This is a genomic window from Microbacterium sp. bgisy189 (assembly GCF_057707225.1).
This window is the reverse complement of record NZ_JBYIPT010000005.1, coordinates 54914-73181: the sequence shown is the minus strand read 5'-3', so window position 1 is coordinate 73181 and position 18268 is coordinate 54914. Positions and strand designations below refer to the sequence as shown.

Below are 18268 nucleotides of genomic sequence, written 5' to 3'. Positions count from 1 at the left end.
TGGAAGTCCTACGGTCAGAGTCGACTTCCCATGTATGCATCGGCACCGAAAGGTGAGGCCATGACCGACACAGTCGTCCGCCCCAACAAGCCCGCGACCAGCAAGCGCACGCCCGCCGGTGGCGCCCCCACCACCGCGCACTCCGCCGCCGAGGCGCATGAGCCGCGCATCGACGTCGCGGCCGTCACCGACCTGCTGTTCGGCACCTGGGCCGAGACGCGCCGCGAAGCGCGCGAAATGATCAAGGATTCCGCGTTCTGGCGCATCGAGGGCCAACCCATGCCCGAGCACCGCGAGCGCGTGCTCGGCCAGCTCAAGCTGCTCGTCGACCACGGTGCCTCGGGCCGCGCCTACCCCGTCGAGTACGGCGGCAAGGGCAGCAACGGGTCGAACCTCGCCGGTTTCGAAGAGCTCGTCTTGGCCGACCCGAGTCTGCAGATCAAGGGCGGTGTGCAGTGGGGGCTGTTCGGCTCCGCCATCCACCAGCTCGGCACGAAGCAGCACCACGACGCCTGGCTGCGTGACGTGATGAACATGGAGCTGCCCGGCGCGTTCGCGATGACCGAGACGGGACACGGTTCCGACGTCGCCGCGATCGGCACGACGGCGACCTATGACCCTGCCACCGAGGAGTTCGTGATCCACACGCCGTTCCGCGGCGCCTGGAAGGACTACCTCGGCAACGCAGCCCTGCACGGCAAGGCGGCGACGGTGTTCGCACAGCTGATCACGGGTGGCGTCAACTACGGCGTGCACTGCTTCTTCGTGCCGCTCCGCGACGACGAGGGCGCCTTCCTGCCCGGTGTCGGCGGTGAGGATGACGGGGTCAAGGGTGGCCTGAACGGCATCGACAACGGGCGTCTGCACTTCGACCAGGTGCGCATCCCCCGGTTCAACCTGCTCAACCGCTACGGCGAGGTCGCCGCCGACGGGTCGTACTCGAGCGAGATCCCGAGCCCCGGCCGTCGCTTCTTCACGATGCTCGGCGCGCTCGTGCAGGGACGTGTCTCGCTCGACGGCGCCGCGACCGTCGGTGCCGCGCTCGCTGAGTACATCGCCGTCACGTACGCGAACCAGCGCCGTCAGTTCGACTCGGGCGCCGGCACCGAAGAGGTGGTGCTGCTCGACTACGGCAAGCACCAGCGGCGCCTGCTGCCCCGCATCGCCCAGACGTACGCCCAGTACTTCTCCCACGACGAGCTGCTGCGCAAGTTCGACGGCGTCTTCGGCGGCACCGCCGACACCCCCGAAGAGCGCGAAGACCTCGAGACCCTCGCCGCAGCGCTGAAGCCGCTGTCGACGTGGAACGCGCTCGACACGATTCAGGACTGCCGCGAGGCGTGCGGCGGTTCGGGCTTCCTCGCCGAGAACCGCATGGTGGGCCTCCACCAGGACCTCGACGTGTACGTCACCTTCGAGGGCGACAACAACATCCTGCTGCAGCTGGTGGGCAAGCGTCTGCTGTCGGATTACGCGAAGCAGTTCAAGGGCGCCGACGCTGCGGCACTGGCGAAGTACGCGGTCGGCCAGACGGCTGGCAAGGTCTTCCACGGTGCCGGGCTGCGCCGGTTCGGTCAGGCCGTCGCCGACTTCGGTTCGACCGCGCGTTCGGTCGAGCTGGGGCTTCGCGCCGAGCAGCAGCATGAGCTGCTCACCGATCGTGTCGAGCAGATGATCTCCGACATCGCCACCCGCCTGCGCCCGGCGGCGAAGGCGTCGCAGGCCGAGGCGGCCGCGATGTTCAACGCAGTGCAGGCGGAGCTCATCGAGGCCGCTCGCGCGCACGGCGAGCTGCTGCAGTGGGAGGCGTTCACCGACGCTGTCAACAAGATCGAGGACGAGGGCACCCGCCAGGTGCTCACGTGGCTGCGCGACCTGTTCGGGCTGTCGATCATCGAGAAGCACCTCGCCTGGCACATCATCAACGGGCGCCTGTCGACCCAGCGTGCCGCGTCGGTCGGCCGCTACATCGACCGCCTCGCGCTGCGCCTGCGCCCGCACGCGCAGGACCTCGTCGACGCTTTCGGGTTCGAGCCCGAGCATGTGCGCGCACCGATCGCGTCGGGCGCCGAGCAGGCCCGCCAGGACGAGGCCCGCGCGTACTACGCCGACCTCGCCGCCTCGGGCAGCGCCCCTGTCTCGGAAAAGTCGCTCAAGAAGAAGTGACAGAGCACTCCGGGGCGCGTGGGGAAGCGCCCCGGGGTCCCGACCCGACGTTCGCGGGTCACACCCGGGCGGCGCGGGCGTGGCGCAGGTGCTGCACTGCGCTGATGACGACGATTGCGGCGAGCACGACGTAGAGGACGATCGTCAGCGGCGACGCGACGAGGATGCCGGGGTCCCCCTCCGACACGGCGAGCGCTCGGCGCAGCTGGGTCTCGGCGAGCGGACCGAGGATCGCGGCGATCAGCACCGGCGCGAGCGGAATGTCGAAGCGTCGCATCGCGAAGCCGACCACGCCGATGCCGAGCGCCATCCACAGGTCCACGGTGCGCGAGGCGAGCGCGTAGACGCCGAGCATGGCGAGCACCGTGATCGTCGCGTACAGGTAGTGGCGGGGGATCAGCAGGAGCTTGGCCCAGACCGCCGCGAACGGCAGATTGATGATCAGCAGGATGATCAGCCCCAAGAACAGGCTCGCCAGCAACGGCCATACGAGGTCGCCGCTGCGCTCGAACAGCAGGGGGCCGGGCTGCATGCCGTACTGCTGGAACGCGGCGATCATCATCGCGGCGGTCGCCGATGTCGGGATGCCGAGGCCCAACAGCGCGCCCATCGCCGAGCCTGCGGTGGCGTTGCCGGCTGCCTCCGGGGCGGCGACACCGCGCAGCGATCCGGTCGTGCCGAATTCGGTGTCGCTGCGGCGCCTGGCCAGCCGCTTCTCGGTGCCGTAGGCGAGGAAGGTGGGCACCTCCGAGCCGCCCACGGGGATCGCGCCGAACGGAAGGCCGAACGCGGTGCCGCGCAGGAACGGGAGACCGACGGTGCGCCACTCCCGCAGGCTCAGGAACGGCGAGCCCTTCGGGGCGATGAGCTTTCCGGCGCCGCCGTCGCGACGGATGTGGCCTGACACGTGCAGCACCTCACCGATCGCGAGCAGTCCCACGGTGATGACGATGATCGAGATGCCGTCGAACAGCACCGGGCTGCCCATCGTGAACCGTTCCGCGCCGCTCATGCCGTCGATGCCGACGAGCGCCAGCGCGAAGCCGAGCCCGAGGGCGACGAGGCCGCGAACGATCGATTCGGAGACGACGGCCGAGATCGCGACGAACGCGAAGACGGCGAGCGCGAAGTACTCGGCGGGGCCGAACACCTTCGCCAGTTCGACGATCGCGGGCGCGAAGAAGACGACGAGCACGCACGCGATGAACCCGCCGATGAAGGCCCCGATGGCGGCGGTGCCGAGGGCTTTGGCCGCCATGCCGTTCTTCGCGAGCCGGTGCCCTTCGAACGTGGTCGCGATCGCCGACGAGTTGCCGGGCGTGTTCAGCAGGATGCCGGCGGTCGAGTCGCCGAACAGGCCGCCGAAGTAGATCGAAGCGAACATGATGAACGCGCCGGTCGGGTCGAGGCTGAACGTCACCGGCAGCAGCAGAGCCACCGCCATCGCGGAGCCGAGTCCGGGGAGCACCCCGACGGCGGTGCCGAGGATGGCGCCGATGACGAGGAACAGCAGGTTCTGTAGGGTGAAGGCGACCTGGAAGCCCTCGGCCAGGTGGGTCAGCTGATCCACGGGAACGCTCCTTCGAGGATGCCGGCCGGCAGCGAGAGCCCGAGCCCCGCGCCGAACGCCAGCTGGATGATGGATGCCACGATCGCCGCGACCGCGATGTCGAACAGCGGCCGTTTGCTGCCGAAGTTCCAGGCGAGCACCCAGAACAGTGCGGCGGCGCTGATGAGCCACCCAAGGATCGGCAGCAGCACGATGAAGCCCGCAAGTGCCGCGACGGCGATGCCGAGCGTGCGCCAGTCGGTGCCGGCGGGCGTGGCCTCGACATCCGTCCCTGCATCCGCTCCGTCACCGCGTGCTGCGGCGATCTGCTCCGGGGTGAGCACCCGGATCTCGCTGGTCGCGTCGAGGTCGCCGAGGTCTTCGAGCATGTCGGTCGAGATCTCGGTCGGCTCGCCGGCGGCGTGGGCCCGGCGCGGCGACCGCACGACCGTGATGCCGTGCGCGATGCCGACGCCGTACAGCAGCACGGTGACGATGATCGGGAAGAACTGCGGACCGGGAAACGCGGTGCCCTCCGGCACGGCCATCGTGACGGTGCCGACGGTCAGCGCGATCGCGAGCGTCAACACGGCCGCCGTCACGACGAGCTCGCCGTATCCGGTGTACCAACGCGGCATCCGCTGCACCCGCAGCGTGCCGGTCGTCTGCGGCCCGGTCACAGTCCCAGCTCCGTCATGATCTGCGTGGTCCTCTCGGTCTCGGTGCCGATGAACGCATCGAGTTCGGCACCCGTCATGAAGCTGTCGACCCAGCTGTTGCGGGCGAGGGTCTCTTGCCAGTCGGAGGTCTCACGCATCTCGGTGACCATCGCGATCAGTTCGTCGCGCACCTCGTCGCTGATGCCGGGCGGGGCGACGTAGCCGCGCCAGTTCGCCATCGCGACGTCGTAGCCCTGCTCGACGAAGGTCGGCACGTCGATGCCGTCGACGGGTTCGGCGGCCGAGATCGCGAGGGCGCGCAGGTTGCCCGACTCGATCTGGTCGCGGAACTCGTTGTACCCCGACAGGCCCGCTTCGGCCGTGTGTGACAGCAGGGAGGTGACGACCTCGCCGCCGCCCGGATAGGCGAGGTAGTTCGCGTCGCTCGGGTCGACGCCGGCGGCCGAGGCGAGCATGCCCGACAGCAGGTGGTCGATGCCGCCCAGCGAGCCGCCCGCGATCGCGGTGCCGCCCGGGTTCTCGGCGACGGCCGCGACGAAGTCGTCGAGGGTCTCGTAGGGGGAGTCGGCCGGCACGACGAGCACGTTGAAGTCGTCGGCCAGTCGCGCGATCGGGGTGACGTCCTCGAGGGTCACGGCCGAGCCGTTGACGACGATGCCGCCGAGCATGACGCCGCCGGTCACCATCATCACGTCGTGGCGGTCGCCCATGCCGGCGAGCTGCCCGAGGCCGATCGTGCCCGAGGCGCCGGGGATGTTGACGACCTGGATGCCGCCGGCGATCGTGTTGTCGCGCATGACGCGCTGGCTCTCTCGCGCGAAGGTATCCCAGCCGCCGCCCGGTGAGGCGGGGGCGACGATGGTGAGTTTGGTTCGCGGGCTCGCTGCCGAACCGGCCGTGCTCGCACTGACGGCGGCGACGGCGAACAGGGCCGCTGCGGCGACACCGACGACGGTGGAGATGATCCTCTGGCGCACGGGCTCCTCCTCTGCACTGCGCTGTGCGTGTGGTCAGCGCCCCATCCGGGGATCGGACGCGCACCTAGACTGGACGATGCGGCGCCGACCCGGCACTCCACCGGGTGGTTGTGCTCATTGATGATCACGACGCGGAGGTGTGCCACGGAGAAGGTCGCGGACTCCCCGATGCGCGGCAGGATGCTGACGATCCTGCTGATGCAGTGCCTCGTCGTGCTCGTGTGCGTCGGCGCCACGACGGCGGTCGCCGTCGCCGTGCAGGAGCGGAGCCTGCGCGACGCGACCCGGGAGCGGGTGCTCGATGTGGCGACGAGTCTGGCCGCGCTCGAGCAGGTGCAGCAGGCGATGGGGCTCCCCGTCGAGGAGGCGGCCGCGTCGCTGCAGCCGCTGGCCGATCTCGTCCAGGAATCCGCGGGCGTCGACTATGTCGTGATCCACGATGACGACGGCATCCGCATCACCCACCCCACTCCCGCCGAACGCGGGAAGCGGGTCTCCACCGACCCGACAGCGACCCTCGCCGGTGAGACCTCCATCGGCTCGGAGGAGGGCACCGTGGGCATGACCCTTCGGGCGAAGGTGCCGATCGTCGTCGACGACGACGTGGTCGGGGGCGCCTCGGTCGGCATTCTGGAGAGCAGGCTCGCCGCCGACGTCGGCGACGCGATGTGGGGGCTGCTGCCCTGGGTCGTGGGATCGGCGATCGTGGGATGCCTGCTGAGCGGCGTGCTGACCTGGTTCATCCGGCGGCGGGTGCGTCGCCTCGAAGACGCGGCTCGTGAGTTGCAGGCGCAGCGCCGGGTCTCGGCGGCGCTGCGCGATCAGTCGCACGAGTTCCACACCCGGCTGCACGTCATCCGCGGCCTCATCGCCGAGGGATTCGACGACGACGCACTCGACTACATCGGCGGCATCGTGCCGGTGACCGGGGCGTCCGCCGGTCCCGACGTCGGCGGCATCGACGACCCCGTGGTCCGCACCGTGTTGGAGTCTGCAGCCGAGCCGCTGCACGCCCGAGGCGGGATGCTGGTGCTCGACCCGGCGTCGACGGTGGAGTCCGGTTCGTTCGACGACGACGCACTGCTCGTGCTCTCGAACCTCGCCCGCAACGCGGTCGAAGCGGCGCGCGACCGCGTGGAGGTTCGGGTCGTGGCGGCGGGAGACGGCATCCACCTGCGCGTCGACGACGACGGCGACGGGATCGCCGAATCCGATGTGCCGCGCGTGTTCGAACGCGGCTACTCGACGAAAACCGACGCCGAGGGACACGGTGTGGGCCTCGACCTGGTCCGCCGCACCGTCGTCCGTCGCGGCGGCACGATCGAGGTGGGTCGGGCAGATGGCGGCGGTGCGCGGTTCACGGTGGACCTGCCGTCGGCGCGCGTCGGAGACCTCGCATGAGCGGCGACATCCGCACCGTCATCGTCGACGACGACCCGGCCGTGCAGCGCCTGCACGCCGCGTACCTCGCCGATGCGCCCGGGTTCGTCCAGGTCGGTTCGGCACGAACCGGTGCGACCGCCGCCGACCTCGTCACGCGCGCCGATGTCGACTTCGTCCTGCTCGACATGAACCTGCCCGACTTCAGCGGCATCGAAGTGCTGCATCGGCTGCGCATCGTACGCGACTGGTCGGTCGACGTGCTCGTGATCAGCTCGGCCCGCGACACCACCACGGTGCGCCAAGCGCTGTCGGCGCAGGTCGTCGGCTACCTGACGAAGCCCTTCACGAAGGAGGCGTTCCTGCAGCGCCTCGCCGACTACCGGGCCCGCCGCGTCGACCCGGCCGGTGAAGCGCGGCTGCCACTCGGCCAGGGCGAGATCGACGCGCTCGCCGCCGGGCGCTCGACGCTCGCGGGCGAGACATCGGACGACCAGGCGCCACTGCCGAAAGGGCTGTCGCCCGCCACGATGCAGCTCATCGTCGACGCCCTCGACCCCGTCGTCGCGGCCAGTGCGCGCGAGGTCGCAGGCCGCACCGGCGCGGCGGTCGTGACGGTGCGCCGCTACCTCGACCACCTCTCACGGACTGGCGCGGTCACCGTCTCGCACCGGTTCGGCGCCCGCGGGCGCCCCGAAGTGCTCTACCGGCGCACCGTCGGCTGATCGGCGGTGTCGGAGGCGGGGTTTAGGCTGACGCCGTGACCGACACCCGAACCGGCCCGGACGGGCGGGAGCGCTGCGCCTGGGTGGGGGATGACGCCGAGTACCGCCGCTACCACGACGAGGAGTGGGGGCGCCCGCTGCACGGCGATCGGGCACTGCTCGAGAAGATGAGCCTCGAGGGGTTCCAGGCTGGCCTGTCGTGGATCACGATCCTGCGCAAGCGCCCGCGGTTCCGTGAGGTGTTCGCAGGCTTCGACCCCGACGTCGTCGCCGCGTTCGACGAGGCCGACGTCGAGCGGCTGATGACGGATGCCGGCATCGTCCGCAACCGCGCGAAGATTCTCGCGACGATCGGCAACGCCGCCCTCGTGCGCGACATGGCGCCGGGTGAACTCGACGCGCTCATGTGGTCGTTCGCCCCCGCGCCGAAGCCGAGGCCGCGCGACTTCAGCGAGGTGCCCGCGACGACCCCGGCATCCGATGCCATGAGCAAGACCCTGCGCAAGGCGGGGTTCCGGTTCGTCGGCTCCACCACGATGTACGCCCTCATGCAGTCCAGCGGCATGGTCGACGACCACGTCGTGGGATGCTGGCGGGCGGACGCCACCCGAGAGGACATCCCTTGACTGAGCACATCGCCGATTCGCACGAGGTCATCCGGGTGATCGGGGCGCGCGAGAACAACCTGAAAGACGTCTCGGTCGACATCCCCAAGCGTCGCCTCAGCGTCTTCACCGGGGTGAGCGGCTCGGGCAAGTCGTCGCTCGTGTTCGGCACGATCGCCAACGAGTCGCAGCGGCTCATCAACGAGACCTACCCCACGTTCGTGCAGCAGTTCATGGGCCAGCTCAGCCGACCCGAGGTCGACGGGCTCGAGAACGTGAGCCCCGCGATCATCGTCGACCAGGAGCGGATGGGCTCCAACGCGCGCTCCACCGTCGGTACCGCGACCGACGTGCACGCCATGCTGCGGCTGCTGTTCAGCCGCATCGGCGCCCCGCACGTCGGGTCGCCGCAGGCGTTCAGCTTCAACGTGCCGTCGGTCAAGGGCGCGGGCGCCGTCACGCTGCAGGTCGGCAAAGACAAGGGCAAGAAGGAGCGGCGCTCGTTCGAGATCACCGGCGGCATGTGCCCGAACTGCGAGGGGCTCGGCCAGGTCAGCGACATCGACCTCGACGAACTGCTCGACCGTTCGATCTCGCTCGCCGACGGCGCGATCAAGGTGCCCGGCTACACGGCCGACGGCTGGATGGTGAAGGGCTACACCGAATCGGGGTTCGTCGACCCGGCCAAGCCCATCGTCGACTACACCGAGCAAGAGCTGCACGACTTCCTCTACAAGGAGCAGACGAAGGTCAAGATCGCGGGCATCAACATGACCTACGAGGGTCTCGTGCCCAAGGTCACCAAGTCGATGCTGCAGAAGGACCGCGACGCGCTGCAGCCCCACATCCGCGCCTTCGTCGACCGGGCCGTCAAGTTCATGCCGTGTCCGGAATGCGACGGCACGCGCCTGAACGAGGGCGCCCGCTCGTCGAAGATCGGCGACGTGAACATCGCGGATGCCGCCGCGATGCAGATCACCGATCTCGCCGCCTGGCTCGCGACGATCGACGACCCGTCCGTCGCGCCGCTCATGGCGGGCCTGCGCCAGACCGTCGACTCGTTCCTGCGCATCGGACTGGGCTACCTGTCGCTCGATCGCTCGTCCGGCACCCTGTCGGGCGGCGAGGCGCAGCGCATCAAGATGATCCGGCACCTGGGGTCCGCCCTCACCGACATCACCTACGTGTTCGACGAGCCGACCGCGGGGCTGCACCCGCACGACATCCAGCGCATGAACGCGCTGCTGCAGCAGTTGCGCGACAAGGGCAACACAGTGCTCGTCGTCGAGCACAAGCCCGAAGTCATCGAAATCGCCGACAACATCGTCGACCTCGGTCCCGGCGCCGGCCGCGCCGGCGGACAGATCCAGTACATCGGCGACGTCGCGGGCCTGCGCGCCAGCGACACCCTGACCGGTCGCCACCTCGACCACCGCGCACAGCTGAAAGGCAGCGTGCGCACCCCCACCGGTGCGCTCGAGATCCGCGGGGCCACGCAGCACAATCTGCAGGGCGTCGATGTCGACATTCCCCTCGGCGTGCTGACGGTCGTCACGGGCGTCGCCGGGTCGGGCAAGTCGTCGCTCATCCACGGCAACGTGCCGGGCTTCGCTGATGTGGTCGTCGTCGACCAGGCGCCCATCAAGGGGTCGCGTAGGTCGAGCCCGGCCACCTACACCGGCATCCTCGACGCGATCCGCTCTGCGTTCGCGAAGGCCAACGGGGTCAAGCCCGGTCTGTTCAGTGCGAACTCCGAAGGCGCCTGCCCCGCGTGCAAGGGGCTCGGCGTGATCATCACGAACCTCGGCTACACGCAGTCGGTCGAGACCCTGTGCGAACTGTGCGAGGGCAGCGGCTTCGGCGACGCCGTGCTCGAATACGAACTCGACGGCAAGAACATCGCAGAAGTGCTGGCGATGTCGGCGGCCGAGGCGGCGGACTTCTTCACGAAGGGCCCGGCGGCAACGACGCTCGACCGCATGATCGACGTCGGCCTCGGCTACATCACGCTCGGCCAGGCCCTGAACACCCTCTCCGGCGGTGAGCGGCAGCGCCTCAAGCTCGCGATCTCGATGGCGAAGAAGGGCGCGATCTACGTGCTCGACGAGCCGACCACGGGGCTCCACCTCGCCGACGTCGACAACATGCTCGGCATGCTCGACCGACTCGTGGATGCCGGTAACAGCGTCATCGTGATCGAGCACCACCAGGCCGTCATGGCCCACGCCGACTGGATCATCGACCTCGGCCCCGGCGCCGGCCACGACGGCGGGCGGATCGTGTTCGAAGGCACGCCGACAGACCTGGCCGCGCAGCGCACGACCCTCACCGGCGAGCACCTCGCCGCCTACGTCGGCGCCTGAGTCCGGTACGTTTCGTCTCGGCCCTGCGGGCCTCGCTCAACGACCGGATACCTGCCCGCCCCGGTCGTTGAGCGAGCGCAGCGAGACGAAACGCGTCAGGCCCCCGACAGAGGCGGCAGTGCCGCCGCGACCCCACCCACCCCGCCAGCAGTGCCAGCAGGAACAAGAAGAACTCGTCGCCTCCGCAAGTGAGATCGCCACGGCGCCCGCCGCGCACGCGGCCGCCCACGCCAGAGGGCTGCGCAGCAGGCGCCACCCACCCGACCCCGATCTCCGACTTCTGGGGGATGCGCCCGCCGCGGGTGTCGGCGAGGCTGAAGGCATGACCACTGCAGCGCAGCCTCCCGCACCGAGCACCCGCGCCATCGCGCCCGACGTCGCCCGCGGCCTCATGCTGCTGATGATCGCGCTTGCAAACGCGCCATGGCTGGCGTTCGACGTGACCCGCGGGTTCACGCTCAGCCACGCGAAGGACGCCGAGGGACTCGACCTCGCCTGGCAGGTCATCTCGATCATCGCGATCGACGGGCGCAGCTATCCGCTGTTCGCGTTCCTGTTCGGCTACGGCATCTGGCAGCTCTACCGACGTCAATACCAGTCGGGCATCGACGAGCGATCGGCCCGCCGACTGCTGCAGCGCCGGCACCTGTGGATGCTGGCATTCGGGGCCCTGCATGCCCTGCTGCTCTGGTACGGCGACATCATCGGCGCATACGGGTTGACGGGTCTCATCATCGTCGCCGCGCTGCTCGGCCGCAGCGACAAGGCATTGAAGATCACGGCGTGGATCCTCGCCGGCCTCATCGCGATGGGCGCCGTGTTCAGCGTCGTCTCGGCGATCGTGCTGCAGTTCCTGCTCGATGGCGGCATCGTCGACAGAGCCATGTTCGAGACCGGCGGCTTCGACCCGTTCGCGCTGCTCGCCATCGACGATTACGGGCTGTCGATGGTCGTGCGGCTCGGTGTGTGGGTGGCCATGACGATCGGGCAGGTGCTGTTCATGACGGTGCCGCTCGCCGTGATCCTCGGCATCCTCGCCGCGCGCCGCGGACTGCTCGACAGCCCGGCCGACCACGTGCGGGCGCTCCGCCGGCTCGCGGTGGCGGGCATCGCGATCGGCTGGATCGGCGGCGCCCTCACCGCCCTGCAGTTCGTCGGTGTGCTGCCGCTCGACGACGTGCTCGACTGGGGGCTGCAGGGCGTGCACTCGCTGACCGGTGTCGCGTGCGGTGTCGGGTACGCCGCGGCGTTCGGACTGCTCGCGATCCGGATGCAGCGGCGCCCCGGCCCGGTCGGCTTCGCCTTGCAGGCGGTCGGCAAGCGGTCGATGACCAGCTACCTCCTGCAGTCCGTCGTCATGGCGCCGCTCCTGTCGCCGTGGGGATTCGGCGTGGGCGAGCGCATCACGCCGCTCGCCCTTGTCGCGGTCGCGGTCGGCACATGGTTGGCGACGGTCGCCGTGGCGGTGCTGCTCGAGCGGGCGGGGCGCCGCGGACCGGCCGAATGGTTGCTCCGTCGCCTCGCCTACGGCCACCGCGCCGTCGCCGCGCCGACCCCCGTGACAGCCAGCGACCACCGCCCCGCGGCCGCTACCGAAAGTCGCACATGATCTGCGAAAAGTGATCGCGACGGATGGGGAGTACTCCCCACCGGTCCGAATCGCGTGATCGCGGGCCCTCACGTAGGCTGTCAGGGTCGTCGCCCGGGGGGAGCAGTGCCGGAATGAGAGCCTTTGCGTGGCTACGTGCGCGTCCGCGCGCGGTCGCATCCGTCAGCGTCGTGAGTGCTGCCGTCGTCGCCATCGGCGCGATGGCCTTCGCCTACGAGGGCAAGCCGACGACCGAAGTCGACTTGCACGACGGCGGCGTCTGGGTCACGAAGCAGTCCTCGCTGCTGATCGGACACCTCAACAACGAGTCGGGCGTGCTCGACGGCGGTCTGCGCACCTCCTCGAACCAGTACGACGTGCAGCAGAACGGCGCGCGCGTCCTCGTCGTCGACCCCGTCGCCTCCACCGCCACCTCGATCGACCCGGCGCGCGTGCAGCTCAGCGAGAACGCCGAACTGCCCGCCGGGTCGCAGGTCACCCTCGGCGGCGGCACCGTCGCCGTGGCAGAGCCGAAGGGCCCCGTCTGGGCCGCTGAGTTCAGCGGACTGGCCGGCATTGCGCAGCAGGGCTCGGAGCCCATCGCCGACCTCGGCAAGAACACCGTCGCGACGGTCGGCACCGACGGCACCGTGTACGCCGCGTCGGGCGAGTCGGGAAAGATCGTGACGCTCGCACCGGTCGGCGGGGGCGTCATCGAGCAGAAGGCCGAACGCGAGGTGGAGGGGCTCAAGGAATCCTCTGAACTGACCATGACCTCCGTCGGGCAGACCGGCTATCTGCTCGACGCAGCGACCGACACCCTTCTCGGCTCCGACGGCACGACGATCGAGATGCCGTCCGACCTCGTGCTGCAGCGGCCGTCCGAAGCCTCCGACACGCTTGCCGCCGCCTCGTCGACCGCGCTGCTGCGCGTCAACGCCGACGGTGAGATCGACACCGTCGAGTCCGGTGGCGCCGAGGGCACGCCGGCAGCGCCGGTCTTCGTCGACGGCTGCACCTACGCGGCATGGTCGGGCAGTGCCCGGTTCATCCGCGACTGCCCCGGTGAAGCCGACGACGTCGTGCAGGAGATCGAGGGACTGCCCGCGACCGCGCAGCTGAAGTTCCGTGTCAACCGCGACGTCGTCGTCCTCAACGACATCTTCGGCGGCACCGCGTGGCTCGCGAGCGACGCCATGCAGCGCGTCGACAACTGGGACGACCTCACCCCGCCCGAGGGCGAGGGTGAGGAGGAGGAGGAGACCACCGAAGAGACGGTGGAGACGACCCTCCCCGAGCGCACCGAGAAGAACACCGACCCGATCGCCAACGACGACAAGTTCGGTGTGCGACCGGGCCGCACGACCGTGCTGCCCGTGCTCGAGAACGACACCGATGCCGACGGCGACGTGCTTGTCGCAACGCTCGAGAGCGATCCGGCCTTCGGCGAGATCGAACAGGTCCACAACGGGCAGGCGCTGCAGATCACCGTGCCAGAAGACGCGACCGGCACCATGACGTTCCGCTACAAGGCCGACGACGGCCGCACCGGCACCGACGAGGCGAAGGTCACCGTCAGCGTGCACGGGTGGGAGGTCAATGCGCCCCCGGTGCAGAAGCGCACCACGCCCGTCACGGTCGAAGCCGGTGGCACCGCCTCCTACAACGTGCTGCCCGACTGGATCGATCCTGACGGCGACGACATCTTCCTGCAGAGCGTCACGACCGAAGGCGGCGATGAGGCCGACTTCACCTCGGACGGGCAGATCACCTTCCGGGCGATCGGTGGCACGCAGGGTCGGATCGACGTGCCCGTCGTCGTCTCGGACGGCGACGAGGGCGGCAGCGGTGTCGCCCGCTACGAAGTGCGCCCGCTCGGCACGACGGTGCCGGTCACCAATGCCGACCACGTCGTCACCCGCGCCGGACGCAGCGTCACCGTCTCGCCCCTCGTCAACGACACGAGCACGGGTCGCGAACCACTCCGCCTCACCCGCGTCGAGCCGGTCGACGGTACCGAGATCGTGCCGGACTACGCGGACAAGACCTTCTCGTTCTCCGCCGACGCCGTCGGAACCTACTACGTCGAGTACCTCGTCTCGTCGGGCCCGAACTCGGTCGCGGGCATCGTTCGCGTCGATGTGCTCCCTGAATCCGAGAAGGACCTGCCGCCCATCGCCGTCCGCGACGTCGCGCTGCTGCCCTCGGGCGATGACGTGCTGGTCAACGTGTTGTCCAACGACACCGACCCGGGCGGCGGCATCCTCGTCGTGCAGTCGGTGACCGCCGAGCCGGGGTCGGGCGTCGCGGCGGCTGTGCTCGGCCACGAGACCATTCGCATCAGCGATCTCGGCAACCTGTCCGACCAGGTGCGTGTGGGCTACACCGTCTCGAACGGCACCCAATCGGCCGAAGGCGAGATCGTCGTCATCCCGGTGCCGGCGCCCGAGAGGCTGCGCCCGCCGGTCGCCAACGACGACGAGGCCGTCGTGCGTGCAGGCGATGTCGTGACCATTCCGGTGCTCGACAACGACTACCACCCGAACAACGACAAGATCACGGTCTCGAGCGAGCTCATCCCGCCGCTCGTCGAGCCTGAAGACGGTGAGGCGTTCGTCGCCGAAGACACCGTCCGGTTCCGCGCGAGCGACGAGCCGGGCACGTCTTACGTCACGTACGAGGTCGTCGACTCCACGGGTCAACGCGACGCAGGCTACGTCACGATCCAGGTGCTGCCCCGCGACGACGAGGGCAACGCTGCGCCCCGTCCGCGCGATCTGACGGCGCGCACGCTGAGCGGCTCGTCCGTGCCGATTCCGGTGCCGCTGGACGGCATCGACGAAGACGGCGACTCGGTCGAACTCATCGGGCTCGCGTCCTCGCCGAGCAAGGGACGTATCGAGGCCACGGACGACGACTCCTTCGAATACACGGCGTTCGACGACTCGGTCGGCGTCGACACCTTCACGTATCGCGTGCGCGACCGTCTCGGCAAAGAGGGAACGGCGACGATCCAGGTCGGCATCGCCCCCGCGGGCTCGGTCAACCAGGCACCGTACGCCGTGCGCGACTCGGTCGTCATGCGACCGGACCGCGAGGTGGCGCTGCCCGTCCTCGAGAACGACTCCGACCCCGACGGTGAGCTGTTCGGGTTCGCCGAGAACGCCGTCAAGGTGCCGGATGTCGCCGGCCTCGACGCCAAGGTGTCGGGCAAGCACCTGATCATCACGTCGCCCGGCGCCGCGATGCAGACCTCGGTGCAGTACACGATCGCCGACGCCAGGGGACTGACCTCCACGACGAGCGTGCAGATCACGGTCGACCCCGAGGTGCCGCTGCTCGACCCGATCGCGCGCGACGACCGCGTGCGACCCGAAGACGTCAGCGAAGAGGGCACGGCCGACATCGCCGTGCTCGAGAACGATGACGACCCCGACGGCACGCGTGAACAGCTGTCGGTGGAACTCGGCGAAGGCGGCGAGACCGCGCGGGTCGCCGCCGACGGCACGGTTCGCGTGACGCTCACCGACGAACGCCAACTCATCACCTACACGATCACCGATGCCGACGACCAGACCGCCACTGCGTTCTTGCACGTTCCCGCGGTCGATGACCTTCCGCCGAGCCTGATCGACGCAACGACGGCCGTCGAGGTCAAGAGCGGCGAGACGATCGAACTGCCCCTCGCCGACTACGTGCAGGCGGCTGGCGGCAAGGACGTCGTCGTCACCGAGGCGGCGAAGGTGACCGCCGCCCACAGCAACGGCGCCAGCCTCGTGCAGGATCAGCACACGCTCGTCTACACGTCCGCCGACCGCTACTTCGGTCAGGACGCGCTGACGTTCGAAGTGACCGACGGCACCGGGCCGGATGACCCGAAGGGCCGCAAGGCGACGCTGACGATCCCGATCACGGTGCTGCCGCCCGACAACGTCGCTCCCGAGATGGTCGGCGCGAGCATGAACGTCGCGCCCGGTGAAGACGCCTCGACGCTCAACCTCGCCGAACTCGCGAACGACCCCGACCCCGACGACACCTTGAGCTTCACGCTCGAAGGCGGCGTGCCGGACGGCACGAGCGCGTCGGTCGACGGCACGGTGCTCTCGGTCAGTGCCGACACGAACACGCCGAAGGGCACGACCGCATCGATCATGGTGAGCGTCACCGACGGCGAGGCGGCGGCCGTGCAGGCGCCGATCACCGTGACGGTGACCGCTTCCACACGTGAACTCGCCAGCGCCAACGACGACATCATCGAAGAGGCCGACCAGGGCGAGACGCTCAGCATCCCCGTGCTGCGCAACGACGTGAACCCGTTCCCCGACACCCCGCTGAAGGTCGTCGAGGTCGCGACCGAGACCGGTGACGCAGTTCCCGTGATCAACGGCGACAGCGTCGAGGTCACCAGCGGCGCCGACTTCGTCGGCACCGTCGTGGTCCGCTACCGCGTGCTCGACGCCACCGAAGACGTCGACCGCGCCGTCGACGGTCGCATCCGCATCACGGTGCAGGGTCGCCCCGACGCGCCCGGCAAGCCGACCGTCTCGAGCGTGCAGAGCCGCACCGTCGTGCTGTCGTGGACACCGCCGATCGACAACGGCACGCCGATCACGGGCTACACCGTGCGCTCGACGTCGGGCGCCGTCACGCAGGACTGCGCCTCGACGACCTGCACCATCACGGGCCTGACCAACAACGTGGAGTACAACTTCACGGTCACGGCGACCAACCGTGTCGGCGAGTCGGAGCCGTCGATCCCGTCGGAGACGGCGCGCCCCGATCAGCGCCCCGAGACCCCGGCACCGCCGACGCTCGCCTTCGCCGATCAGGCGCTGAAGGTCGCGTGGACGACGCCGCCGACCGAGGGCTCGCCCGTCGAGACCTTCACGCTCGAGATCTCGCCCGCGCCGGCATCCGGTGTGTCGCAGAAGACGGGCGTCCCCGGCAACACCATCACGTGGGACGGCCTGCAGAACGGCACGTCGTACAAGGTGCGCGTGCGTGCCCACAACCGCGCGCCCGAGCCGTCCGGCTGGAGCGCCTGGTCTGCCGGCGAGATCCCCGCACGTCAGCCCGACGCACCCGCGGCGCCGACCACCGAGCGCATCGACTCGGTCGGCACCCAGAACCAGATGCGGGTCACGTGGAACCAGCCTGCGAACAACGGTGACGCGATCGCCGGGTACCAGTTGAACGTGCTGCAGGGTGGGTCCGTCGTGCGTACCGTCGCCGTCGCGGCCGGCCAGACGAGCCAGGCCGTCACGGTCGACAACTCGACCACCAGCTACACCTTCCAGGTGCGGGCGCAGAACAAGGCCGGCTGGGGGCAGTGGAGCGCGCAGTCCGCGCCGCGACAGTCCTTCGGTCAGCCGGGCGCGCCGACGAACGTCTCGGCCCAGCCGGGAGACAACCGCGTCACCGTGTCGTGGACGCCCGGTTCCGCCAACGGCGCCGCGGCAGGCCAGATCAGCTACCAGTACTCCGTCAACGGCGGAGGCTGGCGCGGCGACTGGGTCTCGGGCGGCAACGGTCAGGGCGTGATCGGCAACGGGCTCGTCAACAACAACGGCGCCTACAGCGTTCGCATCCGCGCGATCGCGACCGTCGACGGCGCGTCCGAGCAGGGCCAGCCCTCGGCGGAGTCGAACCAGGTCCGCCCGTACGGCGCGATCGGCAACCCGACGGCGAAGGCCACCGCCAGCGGCACGAAGATCACGTTCTCGTGGTCGGCGCCGGCGCGCAATGGCCGCGATGTCACGACCGAGATCCGCACCGAGAACGGTCAGGGCTGGCGGGTCGTGGGCCGGAACGGCAGCGAGAGCGGTTCGGAGACGGTTGACGTCGGCTACAGCACGAGCAAGACGATCTACGTGCGCAGCACCGCCGCGGGCCAGACCACGACGGCGCAGGACTCCGCGCGCACCCAAGACGAACCGCCGCGGGCATCCGCGTCTGCGTCGAAGAGTTCGACTTCGGCGCAGGGCCAACCCGGATGCGGTAGCAGCCGGTGCCGGTACGTCGTGGTGAACACGAGCAACTTCCCCGCCGGCCGGTACCAGGTCGACTGCTACGTCGACGGTCGCCGATTCGACACGACGAACGACAGCTTCAACCTCCCCGCCAACGGCTCGACGCGCCTCGGCTGCTACTACGGCGGCTACGGCAACGTCTACGCGAAGATCATCGGCTGGGGCGACACCTCCGGCGTCAATTGGTGACCCCCGCATCCCTCCAC

At 69.6% G+C, this 18268-nt stretch carries 10 protein-coding genes; 7 read left to right on the top strand and 3 right to left on the bottom strand.

The features are described from left to right. Positions 1 to 60: 60 nt before the first annotated feature. On the top strand, positions 61 to 2166 hold the full coding sequence (locus AC3ENX_RS08385; protein WP_434811414.1) for an acyl-CoA dehydrogenase family protein: 2106 nt from the start codon (positions 61 to 63) through the stop codon (positions 2164 to 2166). 58 nt (positions 2167 to 2224) lie between these two features. On the opposite strand, the gene AC3ENX_RS08380 is transcribed toward AC3ENX_RS08385, so the two are convergent. The 3 genes from AC3ENX_RS08380 to AC3ENX_RS08370 are packed head-to-tail and all read right to left on the bottom strand — an operon-like array spanning position 2225 to position 5372. Beyond that, a complete protein-coding gene (locus AC3ENX_RS08380) occupies positions 2225 to 3736 on the bottom strand; it encodes a tripartite tricarboxylate transporter permease (RefSeq protein ID WP_434811413.1) in 1512 nt (503 codons plus the stop codon). Further along, complete coding sequence (locus AC3ENX_RS08375; RefSeq protein ID WP_434811412.1) at positions 3724 to 4395, bottom strand: tripartite tricarboxylate transporter TctB family protein; 672 nt, start codon at positions 4393 to 4395, stop codon at positions 3724 to 3726. Before AC3ENX_RS08375 ends, AC3ENX_RS08380 begins: the two co-directional genes overlap by 13 nt. Continuing rightward, positions 4392 to 5372, bottom strand: a complete 981-nt coding sequence (locus tag AC3ENX_RS08370; RefSeq protein ID WP_434811411.1) for a Bug family tripartite tricarboxylate transporter substrate binding protein — start codon at positions 5370 to 5372, stop codon at positions 4392 to 4394. Before AC3ENX_RS08370 ends, AC3ENX_RS08375 begins: the two co-directional genes overlap by 4 nt. Before the next feature lie 180 nt (positions 5373 to 5552). On the opposite strand from AC3ENX_RS08370, the gene AC3ENX_RS08365 reads away from it, so the two are divergent. The 6 genes from AC3ENX_RS08365 (at position 5553) to AC3ENX_RS08340 (ending at position 18251) form a co-directional block, all read left to right on the top strand. Continuing rightward, positions 5553 to 6773, top strand: coding sequence for a sensor histidine kinase (locus AC3ENX_RS08365; protein WP_434811410.1), 1221 nt, complete (start codon positions 5553 to 5555; stop codon positions 6771 to 6773). After that, a complete protein-coding gene (locus tag AC3ENX_RS08360) occupies positions 6770 to 7477 on the top strand; it encodes a response regulator (protein ID WP_434811409.1) in 708 nt (235 codons plus the stop codon). Before AC3ENX_RS08365 ends, AC3ENX_RS08360 begins: the two co-directional genes overlap by 4 nt. 35 nt (positions 7478 to 7512) lie before the next feature. Then, positions 7513 to 8103, top strand: a complete 591-nt coding sequence (locus AC3ENX_RS08355) for a DNA-3-methyladenine glycosylase I (protein ID WP_434811408.1) — start codon at positions 7513 to 7515, stop codon at positions 8101 to 8103. Continuing rightward, a complete protein-coding gene (locus tag AC3ENX_RS08350; RefSeq protein ID WP_434811407.1) occupies positions 8064 to 10445 on the top strand; it encodes an ATP-binding cassette domain-containing protein in 2382 nt (793 codons plus the stop codon). The genes AC3ENX_RS08355 and AC3ENX_RS08350 overlap by 40 nt, the downstream gene beginning before the upstream one ends. A gap of 322 nt (positions 10446 to 10767) precedes the next feature. Further along, positions 10768 to 12054 (top strand): DUF418 domain-containing protein, encoded by a 1287-nt coding sequence (locus tag AC3ENX_RS08345; protein WP_434811406.1) that lies wholly within the window; start codon positions 10768 to 10770, stop codon positions 12052 to 12054. Between the two features lie 170 nt (positions 12055 to 12224). Continuing rightward, on the top strand, positions 12225 to 18251 hold the full coding sequence (locus AC3ENX_RS08340) for an Ig-like domain-containing protein (protein ID WP_434811405.1): 6027 nt from the start codon (positions 12225 to 12227) through the stop codon (positions 18249 to 18251). The last annotated feature ends 17 nt before the right edge of the window (positions 18252 to 18268 follow it).